Source organism: Cupriavidus sp. HMR-1, assembly GCF_000319775.1.
Taxonomy (GTDB): domain Bacteria; phylum Pseudomonadota; class Gammaproteobacteria; order Burkholderiales; family Burkholderiaceae; genus Cupriavidus; species Cupriavidus metallidurans.
Map to the genome: position 1 here is coordinate 1 of NZ_ANKP01000091.1, position 4,700 is coordinate 4,700.

A 4,700-nucleotide genomic window follows, 5' to 3' on the forward strand; every position below is an offset into this window, starting at 1 on the left:
CCATGCCGATGCTCTCGCCCAGCGTGGGGTGGGGGTGGATGGTCTTGCCGATGTCCACTGCGTCGGCACCCATCTCGATAGCCAGGGCGATCTCGCCGATCATGTCGCCCGCGTGGGTGCCGACCATGCCACCGCCCAGGATCTTGCCGTGGCCCCGGCCAGCATGGCCGTCTCCTGATCCTGCTTCGGGGCTGTCGTCGAACAGCAGCTTGGTGAAGCCTTCGTCACGCCCGTTGGCAATGGCGCGGCCCGAGGCGGCCCAGGGGAACAGGCCCTTTTTGACCTTGATGCCCTGCGCCTTGGCCTGGTCTTCGGTCAGGCCCACCCATGCCACTTCGGGGTCGGTGTAGGCCACGCTGGGGATCACGCGGGCGTTGAAGGCGGCGCTGGCCAGTTCCTTGTTGCCCTGCAGCAACGACACACGGACCGGCAGACCGGTTTGCGCGGATTCGTCGACATACTCCAGTTGGATGGTGGCCCCTGTGTGCGTGGCGATGGCCTGAACAATTGGCAGCCCCAGGCCCGACCCTGTCGTGTTTGTACCGAGCGTTCGATACAAGGGTTCAAGGCCCTTCGCGTGCCCATCCGGGGCAATTCTTGGCCCTGTATCGCACACGATCAGTTCGACATGGTCAATTGTCTTGCGCACTTCCACCCCATCGCCGCTACCACTCGCTGCAGCATCTGGGTGAGTGCATCGCCCAACTGGAAGGCGCGCTCGACCTTGCGGTTCACGCCGGAGACGTTGAAATTGCCCTCTGGTTTCACGACGCGATTTACGGGCTGCAGGCCAAAGACAACGAGCAGCGCAGTGCCGACTGGGCCGCCGGCGAATTGACGCGAAGCGGAGCAGGGGAAGCGCAGGTCCGGCGGGTGCGAGCGCTGATCATGGCGACCTGCCACACCGCCAAACCGGCTGATGCGGATCAGCAACTGCTGGTGGACATCGACCTCGCCATCCTGGGCGCCGAGCCAGCGCGTTTTGCCGAATACGAACCGGTAATGCCGGCAGCCTGTCTACGGCCTTTGCCACCGTGGTCCAGCGCGGCTATTCCCGGCAGGCGGAAACGCTCGCCGACGGACATGCCATCGCCGCAGTGAAGAAACTTTATGGTCACGCCGGCGGCGGCGCTTCGGTATTCGAGACTTTTGCGGCTTATCACACCGAACACGGCGGTGAAGCACCGTCCCTGCTCTCGACGCATCCGCTGGACGCCGAGCGCATCGAGCGGCTGCGGCAGGCCGCCGCGGATTGGGACCCTGTCCGTCAACCCCTGCGGCCACTGGCCCTGCCCATGCCGCCCCCTCAGTAAGGCTCAACCGGCCGCCGCCTGTCGCGTACGTGCCGGCGCGTGCCCGGTCCAGCGCTTGTAGGCACGCGCAAAGGCGCTCTGCGCGGAATACCCCAGCAGAAAAGCGATGTCCGTGAGACTCAGCGAGGCATCTTCCAGATAGCGTTCAGCCATTTCCTTGCGCACGCCATCGACCAGCTGGGTAAAACTTTCACCATGCTCCTGGAGCTTGCGCTGGAAGGTCCGTGGCGAGACGTGCAGCGCCGAGGCGACATGACTCAGCTCCAGTTCGCCATCTCCCAGCCGCTGCGCGATCAGGCGGCGGGCGCGGACCAGCGGATCGTCCGTGCGCGTGAGCGTCAGCAATTGCTGCTGGGCCAGGCGATCCATCAACTGGCGCATGGCGGGGTCCGGCTGGATCAGGCCCAGTCCCTGCCACGACTTCGGCACGATCATGCGGTAACTGTCCTGCCGGAAGCGTATCGGGCAGGCGAACACACGGCGCTGCTCGTCCAGGCGCTGCGGCGCCTCGTATGTGAAATCGACGCCCAGCGGAGAGATCGCCTGTCCGGTGATCCAGCGCACAAAAGTCAGCATGCCGGCGAGATTGAACTCCGCAAGCTGGCGGTAGCGGAGATCGGTCGAACGGTTCCAGCTCAACACGATCGCTTCGGCGTCGATCCGCACGTCCACCGGCGCAACGGTGATCACCAGCCCCTGATAGCGCTGCTGGGCGAGCATGGCCTCGCCCAGGGTCGTACAGGCCATGGCGACATAGCCGAGAACGCCGTAATGCCCTGGCCGGATGTGCTCGGCAACATGCACGCCGAGATCAGGATCCTGGGCCAGCACGGCGGCGCGATTGAACAATTCAGCCGCCTCCAGCTCGCTGACGCGCGCATCGCGGTCGTTGAGATCCACGTTCAGGCTCCGCTGCAGTTCGGTCGCATCGATCTGCCGCAGGCGCAAATAGTCGAACAAGGCCAGCAGATAGCTGACCGCGGTGCTGGGCGCGAGGGCCGCAGGGTCGTCGACTCCGGTCTTGGCGCGTGCTGTCATACAGATTGTCGTGCGGGGTCAAGCGGCAAGTGATACACAATGGAGAGAATGCTAACAGTCAATACATCGTGCGAATCGAGGAGCTTATGGAAACGCTGGACTGGTGGGCCAAAAACATCTTCTACATCGCCATGCCCTATTTTCTGGTCCTGATGGCCTGGGAGTGGTTCGCCCTGCGCCGCGCCAAGAGCAAGGGCAAAAGGGGCTACGAGATCAAGGACAGCAGCGTCAGCATCTCGCTGGGCCTGATCAAGCTCGGCATGCGGGCCCTGTGCGCAGGCTATACCGGCTGGCTGTTTGCTTTCGTCTATGAACATCGCCTGTTCACGCTCTCGCCCCTCGTCTGGTGGACCTGGGTGCTGCTGTTCTTCGCCGACGACTTTACCTATTACTGGTATCACCGCAGCGCGCACCGTTGCCGCCTGTTCTGGATGGAGCACGTCAATCATCATTCCAGCGAGCACTACAACCTCAGTACTGCGCTGCGCCAGTCGACCCTGGGCCCGGCGTATACCTTCGTGTTCTACCTGCCGCTGGCCTTCGTCGGCTTTCACCCGCTGGCGATTGCGGTGCAATTCGGCATCAGCCTGATCTACCAGTACTGGATCCACACCGAGGCCATCGACCGCCTGGGCTTCCTCGAAAAGTTCATGAACACGCCCTCGCATCACCGCGCCCACCACGGCAGCAACGGCATCTACATCGACAAGAACTACGCTGGCATCCTCATTATCTGGGACAAGCTGTTCGGCACCTTCCAGGAAGAGCGCCGCGACGTCCCGGTGAAATACGGCCTGGTGCACGACCTCAAGACCTTCAGCCTGCCCACCGTGATTTTCCACGAGACCGCCTTCATGCTGCGCCAGGTCTGGAACGCCAAGGGCTGGCGCAACAAGCTGGGCTGGATTTTCGGCCCGCCGGAGTGGTCGCCGGACGGTCCGCAATATCCGCCGGATCACCCCTACTGGCAGACGCAAGCGGCCACCAAGGCAAGCTGAAATCGCCGGCATGCGGGCTCACACGATTGCAGGATTCGCCCGCACATTGCCGTCTGCTTCAATAAACCAGATTCCTCATACGGAAACGCCATGCGCTTCGACAATCAGGTGGTGATGATTACCGGCGCGGCCGGCTCTCTCGGCAAGGCGGTTGCCGCAGGCTTTGCTGCTGGTGGCGCCAGGCTGGCGCTGGCCGACGTCAGCGAGGCCGTGCTGCAACAAGCGTATCCCGGCACCGCCGACACACGCCTGCTGCTGCCGGCCAACCTGCTCGACTCTGCCTCGGCGCAGAATGCGGTTAACGCCGCGATGCAGAAGTTCGGCCGTCTCGACGCCCTCTGCAACATCGCCGGCGGTTTCGCCATGGGCACCCCGGTGCATGCCACTGCGGCAGCCGACTGGCAAAAGATGCAGGACATCAACGTCGGCACCCTGCTCAATGCCGTGCGCGCCGCGGTACCGGCGATGCTGGCGGGCGGCGGCGGGAAGATTGTCAACGTCGGCGCTGGCGCCGGCCAGAAAGGCGTGGCGCAGATGGGGGCCTACAGCGCCTCGAAGAGCGCGGTGATCCGCATCACCGAAGCCATGGCCGGCGAACTGCGCGAGCAGAACATCAACGTCAACTGCGTGCTGCCCAGCATCATCGACACGCCACCGAATCGCGCCGCGATGCCAGACGCCGATCCGAAGAAATGGGTCGCGCCGGGCGATCTGGCGGCAGTCATCACCTTCCTCTGCTCCGAGCAGGCGCGCGCGGTGCACGGCGTCGCGCTGCCGGTCGTGGGATTGAGCTGATGAGCGGCAAGACGCGCGAACAGCAGCTCGACGAACTGCTCGACAAGCAGGCGATTTACGAGCTGATCATGGCCTACTGCAACGCTGCCGACCGCCACGATCACGTCAAGATGCGTACGCTCTATCACGAGGATGCGATTGACGATCACGGCCACTTCGCCAAGGGCCTGGCGATGGAATTCATCGACAAGCTGCCGGAAATCCAGAAGGCCATGGAAATCCTGCATCACAACGTGACGACCGTGAACCTCAAGCTAGCCGGCGACCGCGCCGAGGGCGAGGTCGGGTATAGGAAGTTCAACCGCCCTTTTTTGCGAGTCTGGCAGGTAGGAAGCGGCCGCGCAAGCGCCGCTTTGGGCACAGATCGGGCACAGATCGGGGGTTCATGCGTGGGTTTTCGACATCGCGGGGCCACGCAGCGGCTCAGTGCGTAGCCATTTCTCACCGAATCCCGGCACAGGGCCGAGCGCAGCCCTGCGGGGTCGTGGCCGCATCGGATCGGACTCTGGCTTGGCTGCCGGCTGCGTGGCCGGCACCTCGTCACGCGGCCGGCGGC

General features: G+C 63.9%; 6 protein-coding genes and 2 pseudogenes. 5 read left to right on the forward strand and 3 right to left on the reverse strand.

The genetic code is table 11. From position 1 onward, the window contains the following. Window positions 1–412 (reverse strand): annotated as a pseudogene (locus D769_RS32670) (dihydrolipoyl dehydrogenase); the annotation flags it as partial. Between the two features lie 99 nt (window positions 413–511). Beyond that, a pseudogene (locus D769_RS32675) lies at window positions 512–655 on the reverse strand (sensor histidine kinase); the annotation flags it as partial. Between D769_RS32675 and D769_RS31025 the strand changes: the two are divergent. Together D769_RS31025 and D769_RS13280 are read left to right on the forward strand one after the other, a co-directional pair. Then, entirely contained in the window at window positions 598–1,101 is a 504-nt protein-coding gene (locus D769_RS31025) for a hypothetical protein (RefSeq protein WP_193750046.1), read from the forward strand. The pseudogene D769_RS32675 and the gene D769_RS31025 sit on opposite strands and share 58 nt — an antisense overlap. Further along, the gene (locus tag D769_RS13280) at window positions 1,035–1,313 is read left to right on the forward strand and encodes a M48 family metalloprotease (protein WP_008645843.1); all 279 of its coding nucleotides are present in this window, start codon (window positions 1,035–1,037) and stop codon (window positions 1,311–1,313) included. Before D769_RS31025 ends, D769_RS13280 begins: the two co-directional genes overlap by 67 nt. A 3-nt stretch (window positions 1,314–1,316) precedes the next feature. On the opposite strand, the gene D769_RS13285 is transcribed toward D769_RS13280, so the two are convergent. Then, entirely contained in the window at window positions 1,317–2,351 is a 1,035-nt protein-coding gene (locus tag D769_RS13285) for an AraC family transcriptional regulator (RefSeq protein WP_008645845.1), read from the reverse strand. Window positions 2,352–2,437: 86 nt separating this feature from the next. Here D769_RS13285 and D769_RS13290 point away from each other — a divergent pair, with 86 nt between their 5' ends. The 3 genes from D769_RS13290 to D769_RS31030 all read left to right on the forward strand — a co-directional run bounded on the left by D769_RS13290 (window position 2,438) and on the right by D769_RS31030 (window position 4,578). Continuing rightward, the gene (locus tag D769_RS13290; RefSeq protein WP_008645847.1) at window positions 2,438–3,349 is read left to right on the forward strand and encodes a sterol desaturase family protein; all 912 of its coding nucleotides are present in this window, start codon (window positions 2,438–2,440) and stop codon (window positions 3,347–3,349) included. A gap of 90 nt (window positions 3,350–3,439) precedes the next feature. Then, complete coding sequence (locus tag D769_RS13295; RefSeq protein WP_008645848.1) at window positions 3,440–4,144, forward strand: SDR family NAD(P)-dependent oxidoreductase; 705 nt, start codon at window positions 3,440–3,442, stop codon at window positions 4,142–4,144. Further along, on the forward strand, window positions 4,144–4,578 hold the full coding sequence (locus D769_RS31030) for a nuclear transport factor 2 family protein (RefSeq protein ID WP_008645849.1): 435 nt from the start codon (window positions 4,144–4,146) through the stop codon (window positions 4,576–4,578). The genes D769_RS13295 and D769_RS31030 overlap by 1 nt, the downstream gene beginning before the upstream one ends. Window positions 4,579–4,700 lie beyond the last annotated feature (122 nt).

Excerpts from the sequence above, each read along its gene's own strand:
- D769_RS13285 (WP_008645845.1), bottom strand. The coding sequence starts at position 2,351 with ATGACAGCACGCGCCAAGACCGGAGTCGACGACCCTGCGGCCCTCGCG.
- D769_RS13290 (WP_008645847.1), top strand. The coding sequence starts at position 2,438 with ATGGAAACGCTGGACTGGTGGGCCAAAAACATCTTCTACATCGCCATG.
- D769_RS13295 (WP_008645848.1), top strand. The coding sequence starts at position 3,440 with ATGCGCTTCGACAATCAGGTGGTGATGATTACCGGCGCGGCCGGCTCT.
- D769_RS31030 (WP_008645849.1), top strand. The coding sequence starts at position 4,144 with ATGAGCGGCAAGACGCGCGAACAGCAGCTCGACGAACTGCTCGACAAG.